We start from the raw sequence: 20,449 nt of genomic DNA, 5'->3' as shown, positions 1-20,449 counted from the left end.
GCCACGAATGAGAGATTCTTTCGCCGTCGGACGGTCAGGCAGGATCGATCGCGGCGGCGGTCTCCCCGATGAGCAGGCGGGCGTCGTCGGCGACGTTGCGCTTGACCACGGCCAGGGCGACCTGACCCAGCTCGTGATGGTGCACGGCCGTGCCGACGAAGCCGACCGCCCGGCCGTCGAGGGTCACCGGCGTGCCGGCCACCGGCGGCTGGTCGGTGGTCACCCCGTCCAGGTGCAGCAGTACGAGCCGACGCGGCGGCCGGCCCATGTTGTGCACCCGGGCGACGGTCTCCTGGCCCCGGTAGCAGCCCTTGTCCAGGTGCACGGCCGGGGCGATCAGGTCCACCTCGGCCGGGATGGTCCGGTGGTCGGTGTCCACCCCGACCCGGGCCCGCCGGGCGGCCACCCGCACCGCCTCGTACGCCCACAGCCCGGCGACCGGCACCCCGTTGCCCCGCAACTGCGTGACCACCTGCTCCATCGCGGCCCGGGGCACCAGCAGGTCCACGCCGAGCGGGCCCCGGCGGGCCCAGCCACCCACGGGCAGCGGGCGCACATCGTACAGCGCGGTCGGCCGTGGCGGCAGCTCGCCGGAACGGAACTTCGGCCCCGGCACCGCGACCACGTCGGGCGCGGCCAGCCCGGTCACGCCGAGCGTCTCCACCGCGGCGGGCGCCTCCGGCCCGACCAGGGAGAGCAGCGCGTGCTCACCGGTCACGTCACGCGGCTCGACCTTGCTGAAGAACCGCATCTTCTCCAGGTACGACAGCAGGCCGGCGGTGGCGCCCGGCTCGGTGTCGAGCCAGGTGGTGATGCCGTCCTCGGCGACCATGGCGTGCTGCTCGACGTGCCCGTGCGGGGAGAGCACCAGCAGTTCGGTGCCCTGGCCGGCGCCGAGCTGTGCCAGGTGCTGGCTGGTGACGGTGTGCAGCCAGCCGATCCGTTCCTCACCCGGCACCGCCACGACGCCCCGGTGCGAGCGGTCGACCAGGCCCACCGCCGTGTCGAGGGTGCGCTGCTCGCGCATCGGGTCGCCGTAGTGCGCCGCCACGCCCCGCACGCCGGCCGCCGCGTGCGCCGGCTCGGGCTGGTCCCGGCTGGCCTCGTCGATGCTCTCGACGCTCACCGCTCCCGCGATGTCGATCATTTCCGGTCCCCGTTCTCGCAGCGGACGCAGACACCGAAGAGCGAGACGTGGCCGATGTCCACCCGGAACCCGCGCTGGCTCGCCACCTGGTCGGCCAACGGGCGCAGCAGCTCCGGATCGATCTCGTCGATCGCGCCGCAGTCCCGGCAGACAAGGTGGACGTGCTGGTCCTCGCCGGCCGCGTGGTAGGTCGGCGAGCCGTGCGAGAGGTGGGTGTGGGTGACCAGGCCGAGCCGTTCAAGCAGCTCCAGCGTGCGGTAGATGGTGGTGATGTTGACCCCTGCGGCAACCTCCCGGACGGCTGTGTGCACCTGCTCCGGGGTGGCGTGCCCCAGGTCCAGCACGGCTTGGAGAATCAGTTGCCGCTGCGCCGTCAGCCGCAGCCCACGGGAGCGGAGTATTTCCGCGAGGGAGGATTCGGACACCGTCCGATCATAGTTCGCCCCGCAGCTCCCGCCGTCGCCTCGACCGGTCCACCGCTAGGCTCGGCGGTCATGGTGGCGTCGAGGATCGCCGTGCCGGGGCGCGGGCTGGTGCCGCCCGGGGAGCCGGTGCTGCGTGGCGACGATCGGGGCGTACTGCACGGCGACGGGCTCTTCGAGACGATGCACCTGCGAAACGGGCGGCCGTGGCTGCGCGACGCGCACCTGGCCCGGCTGGCCCGGGCGGCAGCGGCCGTCGACCTGGCGGTGCCCGCCGCCGACGTGCTGGTCGACCTGCTGGACGCCGTCAGCGCCGGCTGGCCCGCCGAGGTGGAGGGGGCGCTGCGGCTGGTCTGCACCCGGGGCCCGGAGGGCGGCGGGCCGCCCACCGCCTACGCCACGCTGGGCGAGGTGCCGGCGTCGGCCCGGGCGGCCCGCCGGGACGGGGTCACCGTCGCGACCCTGCCGCTCGGCGTCGCGGCGCGGGCCCGCGCCGAACTCGACTGGCTGCCGGCCGGGATCAAATCCACCTCGTACGCGGTGAGCACCGCCGCCCGCCGGTGGGCCGCCCGCACCGGCGTGGACGACGCGCTCTGGGTCTCCTGCGACGGGTACGCGCTGGAGGGGCCCACAGCCAACCTGGTCTGGCTGACCGGCGACACCCTCTGCACCGTGCCCGCCGCCGAGACCGGCATCCTGCCGGGCGTGACCGTTGCCTGGCTCCTCGCCCACGCCCACGAACTGGGCCTGCGCGCCGATGAGCGCCTGGTCACCCCGGCCGAGCTGCGGGCCGCCGACGGCGTCTGGCTCAGCTCGTCCGTCCGTGGCCTCGTGGAGGTCCGCACCCTGGACGCCGTCCCGCTGCGGCGCTGCACGCACACCGGGGCCCTCCAGTCCCTCCTGGCCCTCCCCTGAGTTGCCCCGCCCGGGTCAGCCGGCCACCCGGGTGAGGCGGGCGGAGAGGTGCGGGGAGAGAGGCTGACCCACGGCCGCCATCTCCTGGGCGTAGAGCAGGGCGCCCTCGACGATGCCGAAGAGGCGGTGCCCGGCGGTGACCTCCTTGGCGGTCGCCGTGCGGACCACCGCGTCGGTGACGAACTCGATCTGGGTGCCCTTGCGCTTGCCGATGTGCAGCTCCATCACCCCGGTGGGCACGGCCATCAGCGCTTCCAGCTCGTCGGTGGCCTGGTCGCCGTCCATCACCGGCCGCCACCAGCCGACCTCACGACCCGCCGGACGGATCGGCTGGCTCTGCTCGTCGAGGAGCCAGGCACGCGACTCGTAGGACAGGAACGGTCGGCCGTCGTGGCTGATCCGGATCTCCTGCGCGAAGTCGAAGTCCTCGATGGTGGGGAAGCCGCCCCGGCCCCGGCCGCGCCACACCCCGACGTACGGCAGCAGGCCGTCCAGCGCGGGGTGCAGCTTCGGGCCGACCCGCAGGTCGTGGCTCTCCTCGAAGGGGTACGGGTCGACCGGCGGCGCGTTCAGCCACGGCGGCGGCTGCATGGGGTTCTCGTCGCTCACTGGCCCATCTCCGTTCGCGACTGCGGGGCTCGCAAACCCGGCTCACTCCTCGCGCTCACCAGTTACCTCTCGATATGCGTACGGCCAGGTAGACCAGGCCACCGGCGAGCGCGCCCAGGCCGGCGACCAGCAGGCTGACGAACCCGATCTCGGTAACCATCGCGCTCATCCTATGCTGGGCCCCATGGCCCGCACTCTCGTCGTCAAGGCCACCGCCGGCGCGGACGCCCCGGAGCGGTGCGCACAGGCCTTCACCGTCGCCGCCACCGCGGCAGCCGCCGGGGTGCACGTGTCCCTCTGGCTGACCGGGGAGTCGACCTGGTTCGCGCTGCCGGGACGGGCGCAGGAGTTCGAGCTGCCGCACTCCGCCCCGCTGGCCGAGCTGCTGCACGTGATCCTCACCACCGGCACGGTGACCGTCTGCACCCAGTGCGCCGCCCGGCGGGACATCGGGCCGGACGACGTGCTGCCCGGCGTCCGCATCGCCGGTGCCGCGGTCTTCGTCGAGGAGTCGGTGGCCGAGGGGGCCCAGGCCCTGGTCTACTGACCCGTCAGGAACCGGAACCGGCCCGGCAGGTCAGGCGAATGCCTACGATTCGGGTGTGACCGAGGCCACGGAGCGGTTCTTCGAATCACTGCCGGCGCGCGCCCCGGGGGTGCTGCGCAGCCCGGTCAGCGGGACGATACAGATCGCCCTCTCGGACGGCGGCCAGACGGTGCGCTGGCTGGTCCACCTTCGCCCCGGCGCGATCGAGGTGAGCCGCGACCGGGGGCCGGCGGACGCGATCTGGTACACCAGCGAGGACCTGTTCGATCGGCTCGTCACCGGCCGGGCCGAGGCGATCTCGTCGGTGCTGCGCAACGAGAGCAGCTTCAGCGGCGACGTCGTGCTCTTCCTGCTGTTCCGGCGGTTCTTTCCCGACCCGCCCGGCACCCGGGACCCCCGCGAGGTCGCCCGCGCGCAGGCCGGACGGTTACGGTGAAGGACCTGGTCAGCATCCTCGACGGCAACACCTTCCTGGTCAGCGACCGTCGCGGCGACATCGAGCCGTCACTCGACTTCCCGACCGGGTTCTTCTCGTTCGACACCCGGTTCCTCTCCACCTGGCTGTTGACCCTCGGCGGCGAACGGTTACACGCCCTCTCCATCGACGATGCCGAGTCCTTCCGCACCCGGTTCTTCCTCGTACCCGGCGAGCCGACCCACTACCTGGACGCGAAGGTCTCGGTGATCCGCAGTCGGGCCATCAGCAACAGCCTGGAGGAGGAACTGACCCTGCTCAACCACTCCGGGGAGGAGACCGAGTTCGTCGTCCACCTCGACATCGCCGCCGACTTCGCGGACCTGTTCGAGATCAAGCACGTCCAACAGAAGCACGGTCACACCACCGCCACCGTCGGCGACAACGAGCTGCGTCTCGCCTACCACCGGGAGGGGTTCCACCGCGAGACGGTGATCAGCACCAGCGCGTCCGCACACATCGAGGTCTCCAGCATGACCTTCCGGGTCCGGGTCGCCCCACACGGCGAGTGGACCACCCGGCTGCGCGTGGCCACCCTCGTGTACGGCGCCCGGGGCGAGGACATCCGGGCCAGCCTGCCGCTGCACGGGAGCAGTCGCGGCCCGGACGCGATCCGGGCCGAGCAGGACGAACTGATCGCCCGGGCGCCGAAACTCGGCTGCGACTGCGAGCCGCTGGCCGGGGCGTACCGGCAGAGCCTCAACGACTTGGCGGCGCTGCGCTACGAGTCGATCACCCTCCGCGTACGGCTGCTGGCAGCCGGGCTGCCGTGGTTCATGACCCTCTTCGGCCGGGACAGCCTCATCACCTCGCTCCAGTTGATGCCCTTCCTGCCGGAGCTGGTGCCACCGACGCTGATGATCCTGGCCGGCTCCAGGGGCACCGGATCGACGACTTCCGGGACGAGGAACCGGGCAAGATCCTGCACGAGTTGCGGTACGGCGAGACGGCGGGCTTCGAGGAACAGCCCCACTCGCCGTACTACGGGTCGGCCGACTCCACCCCGCTCTTCGTCATCCTGCTCGACGAGTACGAGCGGTGGACCGGCGACACCAGCCTGGCCCTGCGATTGGAGGCGCCCACCCGCGCCGCGCTCGACTGGATCGACACGTACGGGGACCTGCTCGGCACCGGATACCTGTGGTACCACACCCGGAACCCGGAGACCGGGCTACAGAACCAGTGCTGGAAGGACTCGTGGGACGGGATCTCCTACCGCGACGGCCGGCTACCCGGCTTCCCACGCGCCACCTGCGAACTCCAGGGCTACGCCTACGACGCGAAGATCCGCGGTGCCCGGCTGGCCCGGACGATCTGGGGCGACCCCGCGTACGCCGACCGGCTGGAACGGGAGGCAGCCGAGCTGAAGATACGGTTCAACCGAGACTTCTGGATTCCGGAACGGGAGTACTACGCGCTCGCCCTGGACGCCGAGGGCCGGCAGGTCGACGCGCTCAGCTCGAACATCGGGCACCTGCTCTGGAGCGGCATCGTGGACGAGTCGCGGGCCGGACGGATCGCCGAGCACCTGATGAGCCCACGGCTCTTCTCCGGCTGGGGGGTGCGGACCCTCGCCGACGACCAGGGGCGGTACAACCCGTCGGCTACCACGTCGGGACAGTCTGGCCGTTCGACAACTCGATCATCGCCTGGGGGCTGTGGCGGTACGGGTTCCGCCGTGAGGCCGGGCAGATCTGTGACGCGATGGTGGGCGCGTCCCGGTTCTTCGGCGGGCGACTGCCGGAGGCCTTCGCCGGCTACGAGCGGGACCTCACCGAGTACCCGGTGGAGTATCCCACCGCGTGCAGCCCGCAGGCCTGGTCGGCGGGGACACCGCTGCTGCTGCTCCGGGTGATGCTGGGCCTGGATCCGCAGGGCGAGCACCTGATCATCGATCCCGCCGTGCCCGAGGGGATGGGTCGGGTCGAGCTGCTCGACATTCCCGGCCGGTGGGGCCACGTCGACGCCCTCGGCCGCAGCCGCACCCCGCACGACCACCGGCGCGGTCGCTGATCCTCGTCAGGCGGCGCAGCCACGGACCTGACCGGACCGCCCCGGACGCTGGCCCACGGACGACGGCGACCCGACGACGGCCGGCCGGTCGAGGCGAGATCAGGCCGCGCAGCCGGTGGTCGCGGAAAGGACGATCCGGTCGCCTGAGAGGTCGGCGACGACGGTCACCGGGCCGCGCCGGTAGGCGTACGCCTGTGGGCCGTCCAGCACCGGGACGCGGGCGACGGGGGCCAGGGCGGCGGCCGGGGACGCCGGGGCCGGGACGCCGGCGGATCGGACGGTGCGGGCGGTGCCGCCACCGGGACAGGGCGCGGCGACCGGCTCGGGGGCCGGTCCGGCCGGACCGCCGAGGGTCCGCAGCGCCTCCGCGAGGGCGTCGGCCTCCGCACCGGCGGCGCCGATCGCGGGTACGGCGTAGCCGTCGCCGACCGGCCGGCAGCCGGTGTCGACGGTCAGCCGGACCCGGCCGTCCCCCTCGACCCGGCCGGAGACGGTCACGAACTCGCCCGCGTCGGCGCGCAGCCGGGGGCCGTCCGAGGTGGCCCGGACCCCGGCCCGCCAGTCCGCCGGCAGCCGGTCGGCGACCTGCTCCAGCAGCGTCCGCTCCCCGCCGGTCGCGACGAAGACGTCCACCCCGCGCGACAGGTCGGCGCCGTCGGCGAACGGGGTGACCCGACAGCCCCGATCCACCACCGGCGGGGTCAGCACGGCGGTGTCGCCGGCCGCCGCGACCAGTTCGCCGACCGCGCGGTCGACGACCGGACCGGCCTCGGTCAGGCTGCGCTGCTCCCGGACGGTCGGCGGGTCGTCCCGTACCGAGATCCAGGTCAGCGCCCCCAGCAGCACCGCCCACGCCACGGTGGCGGCGAGCAGCCAGCGCCACCACCGCCGGGCGGACGCCGGCCGGTCGGGACCAGTGGGCGGGGCCTGCCCCGCCGCTTGCACGCCGTTCACGCCGGCCATCGTGTCACGCCCGTCCAGCCGCAGCCGAACACGGTCGCGGCCCGCCACCAGTGAGGGGACGGGCCACGGCCGATCGGAGTGTGGGTCAGGAGGCGACCGTGACGGCAACCTCGTTGAGGCCCCGGGCAGCGGTCACAGCGGTCTCGCCGTTGCCGTGCCGGGAGAGCGCCCGCAGGGTCCAGGCGCCCGGCGCGGCGAAGAACCGGAACTGACCGGCCGGCGAGGTCACCACCTCGGCGGTGAACTCACCGGTCGAGTCGAGCAGCCGGACGTACGCGCCCGGGACGGCCTCGCCCGCGGCGGAGCGGACGACACCGGTGATCACGGTTTCCTTCTCCAGGTCCAGGCTCGCGGGCAGCGGAGCGGCCTGGTCGGGGGCGGCGCAGCCGGCAGCGGTGGGTGCGGTCATGGCTCAGGCCTCCCCGGGCTCGTCGCCGAGCGCGACCGGCACGCCGACCAGCGAGCCGTACTCGGTCCAGGATCCGTCGTAGTTCTTCACGTTGCGGTGCCCGAGCAGCTCCTGGAGCACGAACCAGGAGTGCGAGGAGCGCTCGCCGATCCGGCAGTACGCGATGGTCTCGCGGCCGTCGTCCAGCCCCGCGTCGGCGTAGATCCTGCGCAGCTCGTCGTCGGACTTGAAGGTGCCGTCCTCGTTGGCCGTCCTGGACCACGGCACGCTGATCGCCGTGGGGATGTGCCCGGCCCGCTGCGCCTGCTCCTGCGGCAGGTGGGCGGGGGCGAGCAGCCGGCCGGCGAACTCGTCGGGGCTGCGTACGTCGACCAGGTTCTTGGTGCCGATGGCGGCCAGGACCTCGTCGCGGAAGGCCCGGATCGAGGTGTCCGGCTGCTGCGCCACGTACTGCGTCGCCGGCCGGGTCACCGCGTCCGTGACCAGCGGGCGGGCGTCGAGCTCCCACTTCTTGCGACCACCGTCGAGCAGCTTCACGTCGCCGTGGCCGTAGAGCTTGAAGTACCAGTACGCGTACGCGGCGAACCAGTTGTTGTTGCCGCCGTAGAGGATGACGGTGTCGTCGTTGCTGACGCCCCGCTCGGAGAGCAGCGCCTCGAACTGGCTCTTGTTGACGAAGTCCCGACGCACCTGGTCCTGCAGGTCGGTCTTCCAGTCCAGCTTGATCGCGCCGGCCAGGTGGCCGGTGTCGTAGGCCGAGGTGTCCTCGTCGACCTCGACGAAGACGACGCCCGGGGCGTCGAGGTTCTTCTCGGCCCAGTCGGCCGAGACGAGTGCGGTGTCGCGACTCATCAGATCACTCCCTGGTGAGGATGAATGGTGAACCAGCACGAGGGCATCGAAGTCGTGACGATCGCACCACGCGCGGGATCCACCGTATGGACGGATCACGGGTTTGTGCGACGGCGCCGCTGCCGGGCGTTGATAGAAAGCACGGGAGAAGAAGAACTCCTGCGTGCAGGTGGCCGTCAAGCGGCCGAGGACAGCCCCGCCGTCAGATGACGGAGCGACACAGGCAGGTGGCCACGCGGCACAGGTCGACCGCGCGCCGTTTGGTGAGGTGCGTCCCCATGAGCAGGGAGCCTACCAGCAGGGCTTCGGGACACCACCGCGCCGACCAGCATCCGGGACGGAGCGCAGGCCGACGCAGAGACGGAAGGAAGGACACCTTCCGTGGTGGGTGGTGGCAGGGGTGCGGATCGCCGGGCGGATCAGCCGGTGACGGAGTTGATCGGCACGTTCCTGGCGTCCGCGGTGACGGTCAGCCCCTCGGGCAGCGGCCGGACCTTCCGGACGGCGAGCTGGAACGGCAGCTCGGGCAGGGGCACGTCGATGGAGATGCCGCGGGCGTAGTTGTTCAACAGCGTCCGGGCCAGCGGCAGGTTCGGCAGGCCCTCGGCGTTCAGGTCGTTGAAGCGCAGCGCCACCTGCCCCTCCTTGCCGACCGTGATGTCGGCGGTGCCGGTCACGGTGAGCCGCCGGCCGAGGATGTCGACCGGCGCGGTGACGGCCAGCCGCCCGTTCTGCTCGCCGAGGGTCAGCCCCGGCCGGTCGAGCAGCTTGGCGAGGCTGTCGTAGCTGATGGTGCCCGTCCCGTCGACCGTCTCGGCAACCACCTCACCCTGGCCGGTACGGAGGGTGTCCAGCGAGGCGCGCACGTTCCGGGCGTCCACGTCGAGCTTCGGCAGCGCGACCGCGTCGCCCCGCACCGAGCCCTGCACGTCGCGCAGCGCGATGGAGATGCGCTCGTAGCGGCCGTCGAGCACCTGGGTGAGGAACGGGGCTCCGCCGATCTCCACCTCCGGCGCCGAGGACTGCGCCCCCTGCTTGGCGATCTCCTGCCGGACCTGGTCGGCGATGGCGCGCTCGGCCACCCCGACCGCGACCCGGTCGGCCACCACGATCAGGCCGCCCAGGACCAGCAGCAGCACGACGAGGGTGATGAGCACCTTGCGCCCACGTCGCCGGGGCCGCTCGTCGTACGTGTCGTCCTGCGCCACGCCGTCTCCTTCTCGTCAGTGCCGAGGGTGCCGCGAAGCGGCCCACCGGTGGTACCCGAACGGGGAAACCCTCAATCGCCGGGTCAGAGGACGAACTTGCACATGGCGTACGCGGCCGGCGCGGCCAGGGCGAAGCCGCCGAGCGGCCCCTGCATGTGCCGGGCCACCCACATCGTCGGCGGCTCCCCCGCCATCAGCCGGCCAGCCTCGGCGTAGCCGACGGCGAGGTCGGCCAGCACAGCGGTGACCGCCGCGACCAGCCCGATGACCGCGGCACGGGTCGGGGTGAAGGGCGTCACCAGGTAGCCGCCGAGAAGGGCGCTGACCAGCGTGCCGGCCATCGCGCCGACGACCACGCCGGCCGCGCCCCGGGGCACCTGGGGGGCCAGCCGTGGCCAGGGCGCCACCGCGTCGGTCAGCCGGGCGACGGTGAGCGCGACCGCGCTGGCGGTGAGGCACACCGTGATGGCCTGGGTGCCCGCCGGAATCCGGCTGAGCACGATCAGGGTGGCGAAGGCGACGACGCCGACCACGATCAGCAGGGTGCTGCCGAGCGAGTCCGTCACCCGCACCCGGTCGACCCGCCGGAACAGCTGGCCGAGCACGCCGAGGGCGAAGCCGCCCGCCGCGACGTAGCCCAGCGGTGCCAGGCCGGCGATGTCCGTCTGCACGGCCGCGATGTCGGCCGCCGCCGCAGCGCCGACGCTGACCAGGGCGACCAGCAGCAGCGCCGGCGGCCGGATGGCCATCGTCCAGGCCAGCACGAAGAGCACCTGTACGCCGAAGATGATGAACGCGAAGGGCAGCCGGTGCCCCGGGCCGGAGGTCTGCGCGCCGAGCACCAGACCGACCCCGAGCAGGACGGCGAACCCGGCGACGGTCAGCGCGAGCGGACGGCGCACCTCGACCGGCTCCAACGGTTCCTCGTCCGGCTCGGTGTCCGGCTCGTCGTCGGGCCGGCGGGCTGGTTCGCCGGCCCGCCGGGCGCGGCGTGGCCCGCTGCGTTCCCGGCGCTCGTCGTCGTCGGGGGCCGGCCCGGGGCGCGGTGCTGGCGGCTGGCCACGGGACGGGTCGGCAGGCCCGGGGCGGGGCCCGTCGGCCCACTGGTCACGGCCGGTCTCGGGCGAGCTGGAGGGAAACACGCCCCGATCGTGCCAGACCCACCCGCCGGCGCGGGGGTCACGGTTTCGGCAACGTTAAAACCTGGCGCACGATCATGGGCAAACAGGGCAAACAGGAAATGCCGCAGAGGTGTGACCGGGGCGATCGGTTACGCTCAGGCCGTTACCCGCCCCGTCAGCGACGCCGGGACCCACGCAAGTTCATCAGCGTCACACCCCGCTGCGGAGTGCGCTGGTCGCGCGCGGCCGACGGCCGCCGGGACGGAGGTGATCGTGGAGATCCTGCTGCTGGTGACCGCACGCGCAGGCGAACCATCCGCAGTGCTGCCGGCGCTCGACCTGCTGCCACACTCGGTCCGCACCGCACCCCGCGACGTCCGTACCCTGGTCGCCGGCCCCAGTCCGGACGCGGTGCTGGTCGACGCCCGCTCCGAGCTGAGCGAGGCCCGGGCGACCTGCCGGATGCTGCACGCCACCGGGCTCGGGGTGCCGCTGGTCGCGGTGGTCACCGAGGCCGGCCTGATCGCGCTCAACGCCGACTGGGGCGTCGACGACGTCATCCTCGCCTCCGCCGGCCCGGCCGAGGTGGAGGCCCGGCTGCGGCTCGCCGTCGGGCGGCTGAGCAACGCCACCTCCGGTGCCGGCGGCTCGATCCGCGCCGGGGAGCTGACGATCGACCCCGACACCTACGCCGCGAAACTCAAGGGCCGGCCGCTCGATCTCACCTACAAGGAGTTCGAGCTGCTGAAGTTCCTGGCCCAGCACCCGGGTCGGGTGTTCACCCGGGACCAACTCCTGCGCGAGGTCTGGGGCTACGACTACTTCGGCGGCACCCGCACCGTCGACGTGCACGTCCGGCGGCTGCGCGCCAAACTCGGCTCCGAGTACGAGTCGATGATCGGCACGGTGCGGCAGGTGGGTTACAAGTTCGTCGTACCGCCCTCCCGGTCGCTGCCGGAGAGCGAGCGCGCGCCCCTGCCCGTCTGATCTTCCCCATCCTTCGCGGGCTGTTTCGTTGTTTCCCTTTTACCCCTTTTGCCTTGCTAGTCGGTTCTATTCTGACTGCCGGGTTTGCGACAAAAAGGGGGCGGCGGCGTGCGCATCGGCCACGGGGGCGGCAGCGGATCGACACGGGCGCGCGCGCTGATCCGGGACCCCTCGGCCGCGCGCACCATCGGTCTCGTCGCGCTGGTGGTCGTCGCACTGCTCGGCACCGCGTACGTCCTCGGGCGCAGCCTGGTCCCCGACCAGCCGCCCTCCCGGGCCAGCGTCACCACCGGCCCGCACTACACCGACCAGCCGCCGGCCGGCGACGCTTCCCGGCGCACGCCGGAGGGCGCTGCGAGCACCGGCCCGGCGGAGGCCGGCCAGGATGGCGGCGCCAGCCCCGGGGGCACACCGTCGCCCGGCCCGACCGACGGGCCGTTCGGCGCGCAGACCACCAGTGGCACCTCGCTGGTCGCGCTGACCTTCGACGACGGGCCGGACCCGCGGTACACCCCGCAGGTGCTCGCCCTGCTCCGCGAGCACCAGGTACGCGCCACCTTCTGCGTGGTCGGCGAGAACGCGCAGGCCCACCCGGACCTGATCCGGGCCATCGCGGCCGACGGGCACACCCTGTGCAACCACAGTTGGAACCACGACGTCACCCTCGGCAGGCGGTCGCCGGACGCCATCCGGTCGGACCTGCTGCGCACCAGCGCGGCGATCCGGGCGGCGGTGCCCGACGCGCCGATCGCGTACTACCGGCAACCCGGCGGCGCCTGGACGGGCCAGGTCGTGTCGGTGTCCAACGAACTCGACATGATCCCGCTGCACTGGACGGTGGACCCGGCGGACTGGGAGGTGCCGGGAGCCAGCCGGATCGCGGCGACGGTCGTGGCGGGCGTCGTACCCGGTTCGGTCGTGCTGCTGCACGACGCCGGCGGCGACCGACAGGGCACTGTGGACGCGCTGCACCGCATCCTGCCGGCCCTGACCAGCCGGTTCGAGGTGGAGGCGTTGCCGAACGGGGCGACGTGAGCCGCGCCAGCCGCACCACGGCAACCGTCGCGAGCGGGACGGGGCCGAGGAGCCGAACGGACTACGGTGGCCCCATGAGCAACCCCGAACCGAGCGACCGCCGGGTGACCCGGGCCGGCCGCCTCAGCCCCACGGAGATCGCCGACGTGACGGCCCTCGCCCGGACCGCCGGCGACGTGGACGGGGCAGACCCGTTCGACGAGCACGTCCTGCTCCGGCTCCGCGACCCGGACGCGCCCGCGGTGCACCTGACCATCCGGGCGGACGACGGCACACTGGCCGGGTACGCGCACCTGGACACCACCGACGCGGCCACGGGGGTCGGGGTGGAACTGGTGGTGCACCCGGCGTACCGGCGGCGCGGGACGGGCCGGGCGCTGGCCCGGGGCGTCCTGGCGGCGGCCGACGGCCCGCTGCGGGTCTGGGCGCACGGCGACCACCCCTCGGCCGCCGCGCTCGCCGTCGACCTGGGCCTGCGCCGGGCCCGGGTGCTCTGGCAGCTCCGCCGGCCGCTGACCGCCCCGATCCCCGACCCCGGGCTGCCGGACGGGGTGACGCTGCGTGCGTTCCAGCCGGGCGTCGACGACGACGAGTGGCTGGCGCTCAACGCGCGGGCCTTCGCCGAGCACCCGGAACAGGGTCGCTGGTCCCCCGCCGACCTGCGGGTACGCCTCGACGAGCCGTGGTTCGACCCGGAGGGCTTCCTGCTCGCCGTCGACGAGCCCACCGGCCGGTTGCTCGGCTTCCACTGGACGAAGGTCCACGAGCGACCCGGCTCGGCCCGGATCGGCGAGGTCTACGTCCTCGGCGTGGACCCGTCGGCGCACCGCGGCGGGCTGGGCCGGGTGCTGACCGCGGCCGGCCTGGCGCACCTGCGGGACCAGCGGGGCCTGGACCGGGTCATGCTCTACGTCGACGAGTCGAACACCGCCGCGGTGGCGCTCTACGAGCGGCTCGGCTTCGCCCGCTGGTCGGCGCACGTCAACTACCAGTCGGCCTGACGTCGGCACGGCCCGGGGCGCTGCGGCGCGGCGACCCGGGCCGTGACGGGCGGGCCGTGACGGCACGGCGACCCGGGGCCGTGCCGGGCGGGCCGCGCCGTGCACCAGGAAGATCGCCATACCTCCGACCGGGGCATTCGAGTTCACTTAACGGACAACTCGCACTCAGCGAGCGGTCATCTACGCTGCCGCACCTGTTCACTCCCCGTTCACTTCTGACCGACGAACCGGCTACCTGGCGCTCCTAACTTTTGGATCAGCCGGTCAGCGCCGGCACCCCGGGCCCCAATCCGGGTGCGAAGTCAGACGTGAAGGGAAACCCCTCAGGTGAAGCTCCAGCGGCACGGCACCCTCGCCTGCCTCGCTCTTACCGCGACGCTCGCTCTCAGCGCATGCGGCTCGGACAACAACGAGCCCGCGAGCAGCGCCTCCACCTCCGGGTCGGCCGCCGCCGACTGCGCCACCGGCACGCTGAACACCCAGGGCTCGTCGGCGCAGAAGAACGCCATGGACGAGTGGATCAAGGCGTACCAGCAGAAGTGCTCCGGCGCCAGGATCAACTACGAGCCGTCCGGCTCGGGCGCCGGCATCCAGGCCTTCGTCGCCGGCACCGCCGACTTCGCCGGCTCGGACTCCGCCCTCAAGGACGAGGAGCAGCCGCAGGCCGACGCCAAGTGCGTCGGCGGCGCCGCGATCAACCTGCCGATGGTGATCGGCCCGGTCGCCATCGCCTACAACGTCGACGGCGTGGACAACCTCCAGCTCAAGCCGGCCACCCTGGCGAAGATCTTCGCCGGCAAGGTGACCAGGTGGGACGACCCGGCGATCAAGGCCGACAACCCGGACGCCAAGCTGCCGTCGACCACCATCAACGCGGTGCACCGCTCGGACTCCTCCGGCACCACCGACAACTTCACCGACTTCCTCACCAAGACCGCCGCGTCTGACTGGACCTTCGGCAAGGCCAAGGAGTGGAAGGCCCCGGGCGGCACCGGCGCGGCGAAGTCCGACGGCATGGCCAGCGCGATCAAGGGCCAGGAAGGCACCATCGGCTACGTCGAGTGGTCGTACGCCGAGAACGGCGGCCTGAAGACCGCCAAGGTCGGCAACGGCGCGGGCGAGTTCGCCGAGCTGACCGCCGAGTCGGCCGGCAAGACCATCGCCGGCGCGGAGGTGGTCGGCCAGGGCGACGACCTCAAGATGAAGATCGACTACAACACCAAGGAGGCCGGGGCCTACCCGATCGTCCTGGTGACCTACGAGATCGTCTGCACCAAGGGCCTCGCCGCCGACAAGCTGCCGCTGGTCAAGGGCTTCCTCGGCCACGCCGCGAGCACCGCGGGCCAGGCCGACCTGACCGAACTGGGCTACGCCCCGCTGCCCGAGTCGGTCCGTACCAAGGTCGAGGCCGCGGTCAAGAACCTCGCCTGAGCCGGCCGCACCGACACCGTCACCACCACCTCAACTCGAAGCGAGCGAGCAGATGGGTGAAACCCCCCACCGCTCGGCCCACGCCGGCACCGGCGGGACGCGCGTGACCGAAGGTCACGACCGGCCCTCCGGTGCCTCGGCGCGTCCGGCCGAGGCACCAGTCAGCATCCGTACGCCGGGCGGAGCCGGGTTGGGCGGCGGCGGCGCGCTGCCCCGGGCCCGGGCGTTCGGCGCCGAACGGGCCTTCCGTGGCCTGACCGTGGGCGCCGGCGCCACCGTCCTGGTCATCATCGCGGCGATCGCGATCTTCCTGGTGGCGAAGGCGGTGCCGGCGCTACGGGCCAACACCGAGAGCTTCTGGAGCTTCGAGGGCTGGTTCCCCAACGACGCGGAACCGAGGTTCGGCATCGGGGCGCTCGCCTTCGGCACCGTGTTCAGCTCCGCGCTGGCCCTGCTCATCGCGGTGCCGGTGGCCCTGGGCATCGCGCTCTACCTGTCCCACTACGCGCCGCGCCGGCTCGGCACCACGCTGGGCTTCCTGATCGACCTGCTGGCCGCGGTGCCCAGCGTGGTCTTCGGCCTCTGGGGCCGCGACGTCTTCATCAGTCCGGTGCGGGACTTCTCCGCCTGGCTGAACACGTACTTCGGCTGGATCCCGATCTTCGGCGGTGACGGACCGTTCGGGAAGTCGATCATGCTGGGCGCGCTGGTCCTGGCGATCATGGTGCTGCCGATCATCACGTCGCTCTCCCGCGAGGTGTTCCTCCAGACCCCGACCGCCAACGAGGAGGCCGCCCTCGCCCTCGGCGCCACCCGCTGGGAGATGATCCGCACCGCGGTGCTGCCGTACGGCCGCCCCGGCGTCATCGCCGCGGTGATGCTCGGCCTGGGCCGGGCCCTCGGCGAGACCATCGCCCTGGCGATGACCCTCGGCATCACCTTCGGCATCTCGTTCAACCTCATCGAGAGCGGCGGCAACACCATCGCCGCCAACATCGCCAACACGTTCGGCGAGGCGAACGACACCGGTCGGGGCGCGCTGATCGCCTCGGGCCTGGTGCTCTTCGCCATCACGCTGATCGTCAACATCACGGCGCGGGCGATCATCCACCGCCGCCGGGAGTTCACGGAGTCGGCGGCATGAGCGAGCGTCAGCGAGCGAATCATCTTCACAGTGCGTCTGCCGCCACGGAGCGAAGCGGAGTGACGGCATGACCACTACCCGCACACCGCATCGAACCCGACCGTCCGCGCAGCCGCCCACCCTGAAGGCCCGACGGCTGCCGAGGTACGCCGCGCCGGCCATCGCGGCAGCCGCCCTGACGGTCGCCGCCGCCGTCGTGTACGGCACCGGCACCGGCGGCCCGGTGCTGGTCGTGGTGGTCGGCGCACTGCTCTACCTGGCCGGGCTGTTCGCCGCCGCGAACCGGGTCGAGGGACGCAGGTCGGCCCGCAACCGCACCTGGAGCGCGCTGATCCACTCCGCGTTCGTGCTGGCCGTCCTGCCGCTGGCCTCGGTGGTCTGGACGCTGGTCAGCAAGGGCGCCGAGCGGCTGGACGCCGACTTCTTCCTCACCTCGATGAACAACATCGGCGCGCGGGACCCGAACGGCGGCGCGTACCACGCGATCGTCGGCACACTCCAGCAGGTCGGCATCGCCGCCCTGATCACCGTCCCGCTCGGCATCCTCTGCGCGATCTACATCGTCGAGTACGGCCGGGGCCGGTTCGCCGCCACGATCCGCTTCTTCGTGGACGTGATGACGGGCATCCCGTCGATCGTCGCCGGACTCTTCGTGCTGGCGTTCTGGGTGCTGATCGTCTCGCCGTGGTTCAACGACGGGCGGCCGAGCTTCTCCGGCTTCGCCGCCGCGCTCGCGCTGAGCGTGCTGATGCTGCCCACCGTGGTCCGCTCCACCGAGGAGATGTTGCGGCTCGTCCCGGCGCCGCTGCGCGAGGGGGCGTACGCCCTCGGCGTGCCGAAGTGGAAGACCATCCTGCGGGTCGTGCTGCCGACCGCCCTGCCGGGCATCGTCACCGGCGTCATGCTCGCCATCGCCCGCGCGGCCGGCGAGACCGCCCCGGTGCTGCTCGTCGCCGGCGGCGGCGCGGCGATCAACTTCAACCCGTTCGAGAACAACCAGTCGTCGCTGGCCCTCTTCGTCTACCAGCAGGCCGGCGACGCGTCCCGGTACGCGCCGGCGCGGGCGTGGACCGCGGCACTCACCCTGGTCGCCCTCGTGCTGGTCCTGACCGTCGCGGCGAAGCTGCTGGCCCGTCGCAACCGGCTCGGCCGATGAACCCCGGAGGTACCACCACCATGGCCAAGCGCATCGAAGCCTCGAACGTCACCGCCTACTACGGCGCCTTCAAGGCGATCGAGAACATCAACCTGACGGTCGAGCCGAAGACGGTGACCGCCCTGATCGGCCCGTCCGGCTGCGGCAAGTCCACCTTCCTGCGGTCGATCAACCGGATGCACGAGGTGCTCCCCGGGGCCCGGGTCGAGGGCAGCCTCACCATCGACGACCAGGACATCTACGACCGGGATGTGGACGTCACCGCCGTCCGGCGCATGATCGGCATGGTCTTCCAGCGACCGAACCCGTTCCCCACCATGAGCATCTTCGAGAACGTGGTGGCCGGGCTGCGGCTCAACGGGCTGCGCAAGAAGTCGATCCTGGACGAGGCGGCCGAGCGGGCGCTCCGCTCGGCCAACCTCTGGGACGAGGTGAAGGACCGGCTCGGCAAGCCCGGTGCCGGCCTCTCCGGCGGTCAGCAGCAGCGGCTCTGCATCGCCCGGACCATCGCCGTCGAGCCGCAGGTGGTGCTGATGGACGAGCCCTGCTCGGCGCTCGACCCGATCTCCACGCTGGCCATCGAGGACCTTATGTTCCAGCTCAAGGACAAGTTCACCATCATCATCGTCACGCACAACATGCAGCAGGCCGCCCGCGTCTCGGACCGGACCGCCTTCTTCTCGATCGAGAAGACCGGCGACCCGGGCCGCCTCATCGAGTACGACAACACGCAGAAGATCTTCAGCAACCCCGGCGTGAAGAAGACCGAGGACTACATCACCGGCCGCTTCGGCTGAGTCGCCGGGATCAGGGCAGCGTCGCGAAGAACCGGCGCAGGTCGTCCACCAGCAGGTCGGGCACCTCGCGGGCGGCGAAGTGGCCGCCCCGGTCGTACGTCTGCCAGGAGACGATGTTCTCGTGGTCCCGCTCGGCGAGCGTACGGATGGACTGGAAGTCCCAGGGGAAGTTGGCCAGCCCCAGCGGCACGGTGGTCGGCTCCAGGGGCGTGGTGCCACGACCGTTGACCTTCTGGGCGGATGGGACCACCTCCGCGTCCTCGTAGTAGAAACGGGCCGAGGAGGCGGCGGTGTTGGTCAGCCAGTAGATCGTCGCGTTGGTGAGGACGTAGTCGGGGTCGAGTTGCTCGCCCATCAGCTGGGCCACCCAGCCGAGCAGGCCGGCCGGTGAGTCGGCCAGCGCGTGCGCGACGTTCTGTGGCTCGGTCGAGTGGAGCCGGTCGTAGCCGCCGTGCCGTTGCACGTGCCAGTCGGCGAACGCCAGCTTGCCCCGCTCCTCCTCCGAGAGGGCGGCCAGTTCGTCGGCGTCCCCGGACGGCAGTGAGAAGACCTGCGTGACGTGCACGCCGATCACGTGCTCCGGGTCGGCCCGGCCCACCTCAGGGGCGATGAACGCGCCGAGGTCGTTCCCGGCCGAGCCGTACCGGTGGTAGCCGAGGCGGCGCATCAGCTCCGCCCAGGCCCGGGCCACCCGGAACCGGTTCCAGCCCCGATCCCCGGTCGGGCCGGAGAAGCCGAAGCCGGGGACCGACGGGATGACCAGGTGGAACGCGTGCGCCGGGTCGCCGCCGTGGGCCCGGGGGTCGGTGAGCGGCCCGATCACGTCCAGCCACTCGACGACCGTGGTCGGCCAGCCGTGCGTGAGGATCAGCGGGGTGGCGTCCGGCTCGGGTGAACGGACGTGCAGGAAGTGCACGTTCTGCCCGTCGATCTCGGTGGTGAACTGCGGGTACGCGTTGAGCTTCGCCTCCCAGGCCCGCCAGTCGTACGCCGTGCGCCAGTGCGTGACCAGGCGCTTGACGTAGCTGACCGGGACGCCGTACTCCCAGCCGGGCGGCACCGGTCCCTCGGGGGTGGCCGTGGGGTCGGCCGGCAGTTCCTCGGCCCAGCGGGTGCGGGCCAGCCGGTCGGCGAGGTCGTCGAGGTCGGCCTGCGGGATGTCGATGCGGAACGGAACGATCGCGGTGTCGTCAGCCATGCCCTTACGGTAGGAGCCCATTAGGAAGAGTTCGTTCCTAATGAGCAGGCAGAATGAGGCGATGTTGGAGACCTCGGCGCGGCTGCTGCGCCTGCTGTCACTGTTGCAGACCCCACGCGAGTGGACCGGCACGGAGCTGGCCGAGCGGCTGTCGGTGAGCACCCGGACGGTCCGCAACGACGTGGAGCGGCTGCGCACCCTGGGCTACCCGGTGCACGGCACGCGGGGCGCGGTCGGCGGCTACCGGCTCGGGGCGGGTGCAGCGCTGCCCCCGCTGCTGCTCGACGACGAGGAGGCCGTGGCGGTGGCCGTCGGGCTGCGTACCGCCGCCGGGGGAAGCGTCGCCGGCATCGAGGAAACCTCGCTGCGCGCGCTCGCGAAGTTGGAACAGGTCCTCCCCCACCGGCTGCGCCGCCGCGTCAACGCGCTGCACACCCACACCGTGCGGGTGCCCCACGACGCGCCCGCCCCGACCGTGGACGCGGAGACGCTCAGCACGATAAGCGCGGCCTGCCGGGACCGGGAACGGTTGCGCTTCGACTACATCCGGCACGACGGCACCGCCGACCGGCGGGACGTCGAGCCGTACCGGCTGGTCAACTGGGGGCGCCGCTGGTATCTGGTGGCCTTCGACCCGCAGCGGGACGACTGGCGGACGTTCCGGGTGGACCGGATCACCCCGCGTACCCCCGTCGGGCCCCGCTTCCCCACCCGGGACCTGCCCGAGGACGTGGTGGACCGGGTCCGCCACGGCGTCTCCTCGGCAGCCTGGCGACACCGCGCCCGGGTGCTGGTGCACGCGCCGGCCGAGGTGGTCACCGAACGGATCAACCCGGCCGTCGGCACCGTCGAACCGGTCGACGCGCGCAGCTGCCTGCTGCACACCGGCGCCGACCGGCTGGAAACGGTGGCGGTCTGGCTGGGCCTGCTCGACGCCGACTTCACCGTCCAGGATCCACCGGAGCTCACCGACCTCCTGCGTACCATCGCCGACCGTTACCTGCGCGCGGCGCCGTGAC

General features: G+C 72.4%; 22 protein-coding genes and 1 pseudogene. 12 read left to right on the top strand and 11 right to left on the bottom strand.

All coding sequences use genetic code 11. The features are described 5' to 3' along the window. Positions 1-34 precede the first annotated feature (34 nt). Together ygfZ and GA0070608_RS12505 are read right to left on the bottom strand one after the other, a co-directional pair. A complete protein-coding gene (gene ygfZ, locus GA0070608_RS12510; protein ID WP_091627153.1) occupies positions 35-1,147 on the bottom strand; it encodes a CAF17-like 4Fe-4S cluster assembly/insertion protein YgfZ in 1,113 nt (370 codons plus the stop codon). Then, a complete protein-coding gene (locus GA0070608_RS12505) occupies positions 1,144-1,572 on the bottom strand; it encodes a Fur family transcriptional regulator (protein WP_091627148.1) in 429 nt (142 codons plus the stop codon). Before GA0070608_RS12505 ends, ygfZ begins: the two co-directional genes overlap by 4 nt. A 69-nt stretch (positions 1,573-1,641) precedes the next feature. On the opposite strand from GA0070608_RS12505, the gene GA0070608_RS12500 reads away from it, so the two are divergent. After that, the gene (locus GA0070608_RS12500) at positions 1,642-2,484 is read left to right on the top strand and encodes an aminotransferase class IV (RefSeq protein ID WP_091627144.1); all 843 of its coding nucleotides are present in this window, start codon (positions 1,642-1,644) and stop codon (positions 2,482-2,484) included. Positions 2,485-2,499: 15 nt separating this feature from the next. Here GA0070608_RS12500 and GA0070608_RS12495 read toward each other — a convergent pair whose 3' ends face one another. Together GA0070608_RS12495 and mtfM are read right to left on the bottom strand one after the other, a co-directional pair. Beyond that, positions 2,500-3,093, bottom strand: coding sequence for a heme-binding beta-barrel domain-containing protein (locus GA0070608_RS12495; RefSeq protein WP_091627140.1), 594 nt, complete (start codon positions 3,091-3,093; stop codon positions 2,500-2,502). A gap of 55 nt (positions 3,094-3,148) precedes the next feature. After that, positions 3,149-3,253: a small membrane protein MtfM gene (gene mtfM, locus GA0070608_RS33970; protein ID WP_266320062.1), complete on the bottom strand. Its 105-nt coding sequence runs from the start codon at positions 3,251-3,253 to the stop codon at positions 3,149-3,151. A gap of 12 nt (positions 3,254-3,265) precedes the next feature. On the opposite strand from mtfM, the gene GA0070608_RS12490 reads away from it, so the two are divergent. The 3 genes and pseudogenes from GA0070608_RS12490 (at position 3,266) to GA0070608_RS12480 (ending at position 6,128) form a co-directional block, all read left to right on the top strand. Further along, positions 3,266-3,640 carry a DsrE family protein gene (locus tag GA0070608_RS12490; protein ID WP_091627135.1) on the top strand — a complete coding sequence of 125 codons (375 nt, stop codon included), beginning with the start codon at positions 3,266-3,268 and terminating at the stop codon, positions 3,638-3,640. Positions 3,641-3,695: 55 nt separating this feature from the next. After that, positions 3,696-4,076 carry an SCP2 sterol-binding domain-containing protein gene (locus tag GA0070608_RS12485; RefSeq protein ID WP_091627132.1) on the top strand — a complete coding sequence of 127 codons (381 nt, stop codon included), beginning with the start codon at positions 3,696-3,698 and terminating at the stop codon, positions 4,074-4,076. After that, positions 4,073-6,128, top strand: a pseudogene (locus GA0070608_RS12480) (amylo-alpha-1,6-glucosidase). Before GA0070608_RS12485 ends, GA0070608_RS12480 begins: the two are co-directional and overlap by 4 nt. A gap of 99 nt (positions 6,129-6,227) precedes the next feature. On the opposite strand, the gene GA0070608_RS12475 reads toward GA0070608_RS12480, so the two are convergent. The 6 genes from GA0070608_RS12475 to GA0070608_RS12455 form a co-directional block, all read right to left on the bottom strand. Then, positions 6,228-7,091, bottom strand: a complete 864-nt coding sequence (locus tag GA0070608_RS12475) for a hypothetical protein (RefSeq protein WP_176733709.1) — start codon at positions 7,089-7,091, stop codon at positions 6,228-6,230. Positions 7,092-7,176: 85 nt separating this feature from the next. After that, positions 7,177-7,500 (bottom strand): DUF1416 domain-containing protein, encoded by a 324-nt coding sequence (locus tag GA0070608_RS12470; protein WP_091627125.1) that lies wholly within the window; start codon positions 7,498-7,500, stop codon positions 7,177-7,179. A 3-nt stretch (positions 7,501-7,503) separates the two neighbouring features. Then, complete coding sequence (locus GA0070608_RS12465; RefSeq protein ID WP_091627121.1) at positions 7,504-8,352, bottom strand: sulfurtransferase; 849 nt, start codon at positions 8,350-8,352, stop codon at positions 7,504-7,506. 202 nt (positions 8,353-8,554) lie between these two features. Continuing rightward, positions 8,555-8,632 (bottom strand): Ms5788A family Cys-rich leader peptide, encoded by a 78-nt coding sequence (locus GA0070608_RS34150; RefSeq protein WP_323135737.1) that lies wholly within the window; start codon positions 8,630-8,632, stop codon positions 8,555-8,557. 139 nt (positions 8,633-8,771) lie between these two features. Continuing rightward, positions 8,772-9,560 (bottom strand): LmeA family phospholipid-binding protein, encoded by a 789-nt coding sequence (locus GA0070608_RS12460; RefSeq protein WP_091627117.1) that lies wholly within the window; start codon positions 9,558-9,560, stop codon positions 8,772-8,774. Between the two features lie 83 nt (positions 9,561-9,643). Next, positions 9,644-10,702: a hypothetical protein gene (locus GA0070608_RS12455; RefSeq protein WP_091627113.1), complete on the bottom strand. Its 1,059-nt coding sequence runs from the start codon at positions 10,700-10,702 to the stop codon at positions 9,644-9,646. Between the two features lie 246 nt (positions 10,703-10,948). On the opposite strand from GA0070608_RS12455, the gene GA0070608_RS12450 reads away from it, so the two are divergent. The 7 genes from GA0070608_RS12450 (at position 10,949) to pstB (ending at position 18,232) form a co-directional block, all read left to right on the top strand. Then, entirely contained in the window at positions 10,949-11,668 is a 720-nt protein-coding gene (locus GA0070608_RS12450) for a winged helix-turn-helix transcriptional regulator (protein WP_176733708.1), read from the top strand. A gap of 114 nt (positions 11,669-11,782) precedes the next feature. Then, positions 11,783-12,703 (top strand): polysaccharide deacetylase family protein, encoded by a 921-nt coding sequence (locus GA0070608_RS12445; RefSeq protein ID WP_411970824.1) that lies wholly within the window; start codon positions 11,783-11,785, stop codon positions 12,701-12,703. 74 nt (positions 12,704-12,777) lie between these two features. Then, positions 12,778-13,704, top strand: coding sequence for a mycothiol synthase (gene mshD / locus GA0070608_RS12440; protein ID WP_091627106.1), 927 nt, complete (start codon positions 12,778-12,780; stop codon positions 13,702-13,704). Positions 13,705-14,031: 327 nt separating this feature from the next. Continuing rightward, a complete protein-coding gene (gene pstS / locus GA0070608_RS12435; RefSeq protein ID WP_091627103.1) occupies positions 14,032-15,135 on the top strand; it encodes a phosphate ABC transporter substrate-binding protein PstS in 1,104 nt (367 codons plus the stop codon). Positions 15,136-15,187: 52 nt separating this feature from the next. Beyond that, entirely contained in the window at positions 15,188-16,279 is a 1,092-nt protein-coding gene (gene pstC / locus GA0070608_RS12430) for a phosphate ABC transporter permease subunit PstC (protein WP_091627100.1), read from the top strand. Between the two features lie 67 nt (positions 16,280-16,346). Next, positions 16,347-17,435, top strand: coding sequence for a phosphate ABC transporter permease PstA (pstA, locus tag GA0070608_RS12425; RefSeq protein ID WP_091627097.1), 1,089 nt, complete (start codon positions 16,347-16,349; stop codon positions 17,433-17,435). Between the two features lie 20 nt (positions 17,436-17,455). After that, the gene (gene pstB, locus GA0070608_RS12420; protein WP_091627094.1) at positions 17,456-18,232 is read left to right on the top strand and encodes a phosphate ABC transporter ATP-binding protein PstB; all 777 of its coding nucleotides are present in this window, start codon (positions 17,456-17,458) and stop codon (positions 18,230-18,232) included. Positions 18,233-18,242: 10 nt separating this feature from the next. Here pstB and GA0070608_RS12415 read toward each other — a convergent pair whose 3' ends face one another. After that, the gene (locus GA0070608_RS12415; RefSeq protein WP_091634964.1) at positions 18,243-19,430 is read right to left on the bottom strand and encodes an epoxide hydrolase family protein; all 1,188 of its coding nucleotides are present in this window, start codon (positions 19,428-19,430) and stop codon (positions 18,243-18,245) included. Positions 19,431-19,491: 61 nt separating this feature from the next. Between GA0070608_RS12415 and GA0070608_RS12410 the strand changes: the two genes are divergently transcribed. Continuing rightward, a complete protein-coding gene (locus tag GA0070608_RS12410) occupies positions 19,492-20,448 on the top strand; it encodes a helix-turn-helix transcriptional regulator (RefSeq protein WP_091627090.1) in 957 nt (318 codons plus the stop codon). Position 20,449: the final 1 nt, after the last annotated feature.

The organism is Micromonospora peucetia (assembly GCF_900091625.1).
In the GTDB taxonomy this organism is placed as follows: Bacteria; Actinomycetota; Actinomycetes; order Mycobacteriales; family Micromonosporaceae; genus Micromonospora; species Micromonospora peucetia.
The sequence above is the reverse complement of the archived record's forward strand: the minus strand, read 5'-3'. Positions and strand labels throughout refer to the sequence as shown.

Excerpts from the sequence above, each read along its gene's own strand:
- GA0070608_RS12490 (WP_091627135.1), top strand. The coding sequence starts at position 3,266 with ATGCTGGGCCCCATGGCCCGCACTCTCGTCGTCAAGGCCACCGCCGGC.
- ygfZ (WP_091627153.1), bottom strand. The coding sequence starts at position 1,147 with ATGATCGACATCGCGGGAGCGGTGAGCGTCGAGAGCATCGACGAGGCC.
- pstB (WP_091627094.1), top strand. The coding sequence starts at position 17,456 with ATGGCCAAGCGCATCGAAGCCTCGAACGTCACCGCCTACTACGGCGCC.
- GA0070608_RS12410 (WP_091627090.1), top strand. The coding sequence starts at position 19,492 with ATGTTGGAGACCTCGGCGCGGCTGCTGCGCCTGCTGTCACTGTTGCAG.
- mshD (WP_091627106.1), top strand. The coding sequence starts at position 12,778 with ATGAGCAACCCCGAACCGAGCGACCGCCGGGTGACCCGGGCCGGCCGC.
- GA0070608_RS12475 (WP_176733709.1), bottom strand. The coding sequence starts at position 7,091 with ATGGCCGGCGTGAACGGCGTGCAAGCGGCGGGGCAGGCCCCGCCCACT.
- mtfM (WP_266320062.1), bottom strand. The coding sequence starts at position 3,253 with ATGGTTACCGAGATCGGGTTCGTCAGCCTGCTGGTCGCCGGCCTGGGC.
- GA0070608_RS12415 (WP_091634964.1), bottom strand. The coding sequence starts at position 19,430 with ATGGCTGACGACACCGCGATCGTTCCGTTCCGCATCGACATCCCGCAG.
- pstC (WP_091627100.1), top strand. The coding sequence starts at position 15,188 with ATGGGTGAAACCCCCCACCGCTCGGCCCACGCCGGCACCGGCGGGACG.
- GA0070608_RS12470 (WP_091627125.1), bottom strand. The coding sequence starts at position 7,500 with ATGACCGCACCCACCGCTGCCGGCTGCGCCGCCCCCGACCAGGCCGCT.
- GA0070608_RS12500 (WP_091627144.1), top strand. The coding sequence starts at position 1,642 with ATGGTGGCGTCGAGGATCGCCGTGCCGGGGCGCGGGCTGGTGCCGCCC.
- GA0070608_RS12465 (WP_091627121.1), bottom strand. The coding sequence starts at position 8,352 with ATGAGTCGCGACACCGCACTCGTCTCGGCCGACTGGGCCGAGAAGAAC.
- GA0070608_RS34150 (WP_323135737.1), bottom strand. The coding sequence starts at position 8,632 with ATGGGGACGCACCTCACCAAACGGCGCGCGGTCGACCTGTGCCGCGTG.
- pstA (WP_091627097.1), top strand. The coding sequence starts at position 16,347 with ATGACCACTACCCGCACACCGCATCGAACCCGACCGTCCGCGCAGCCG.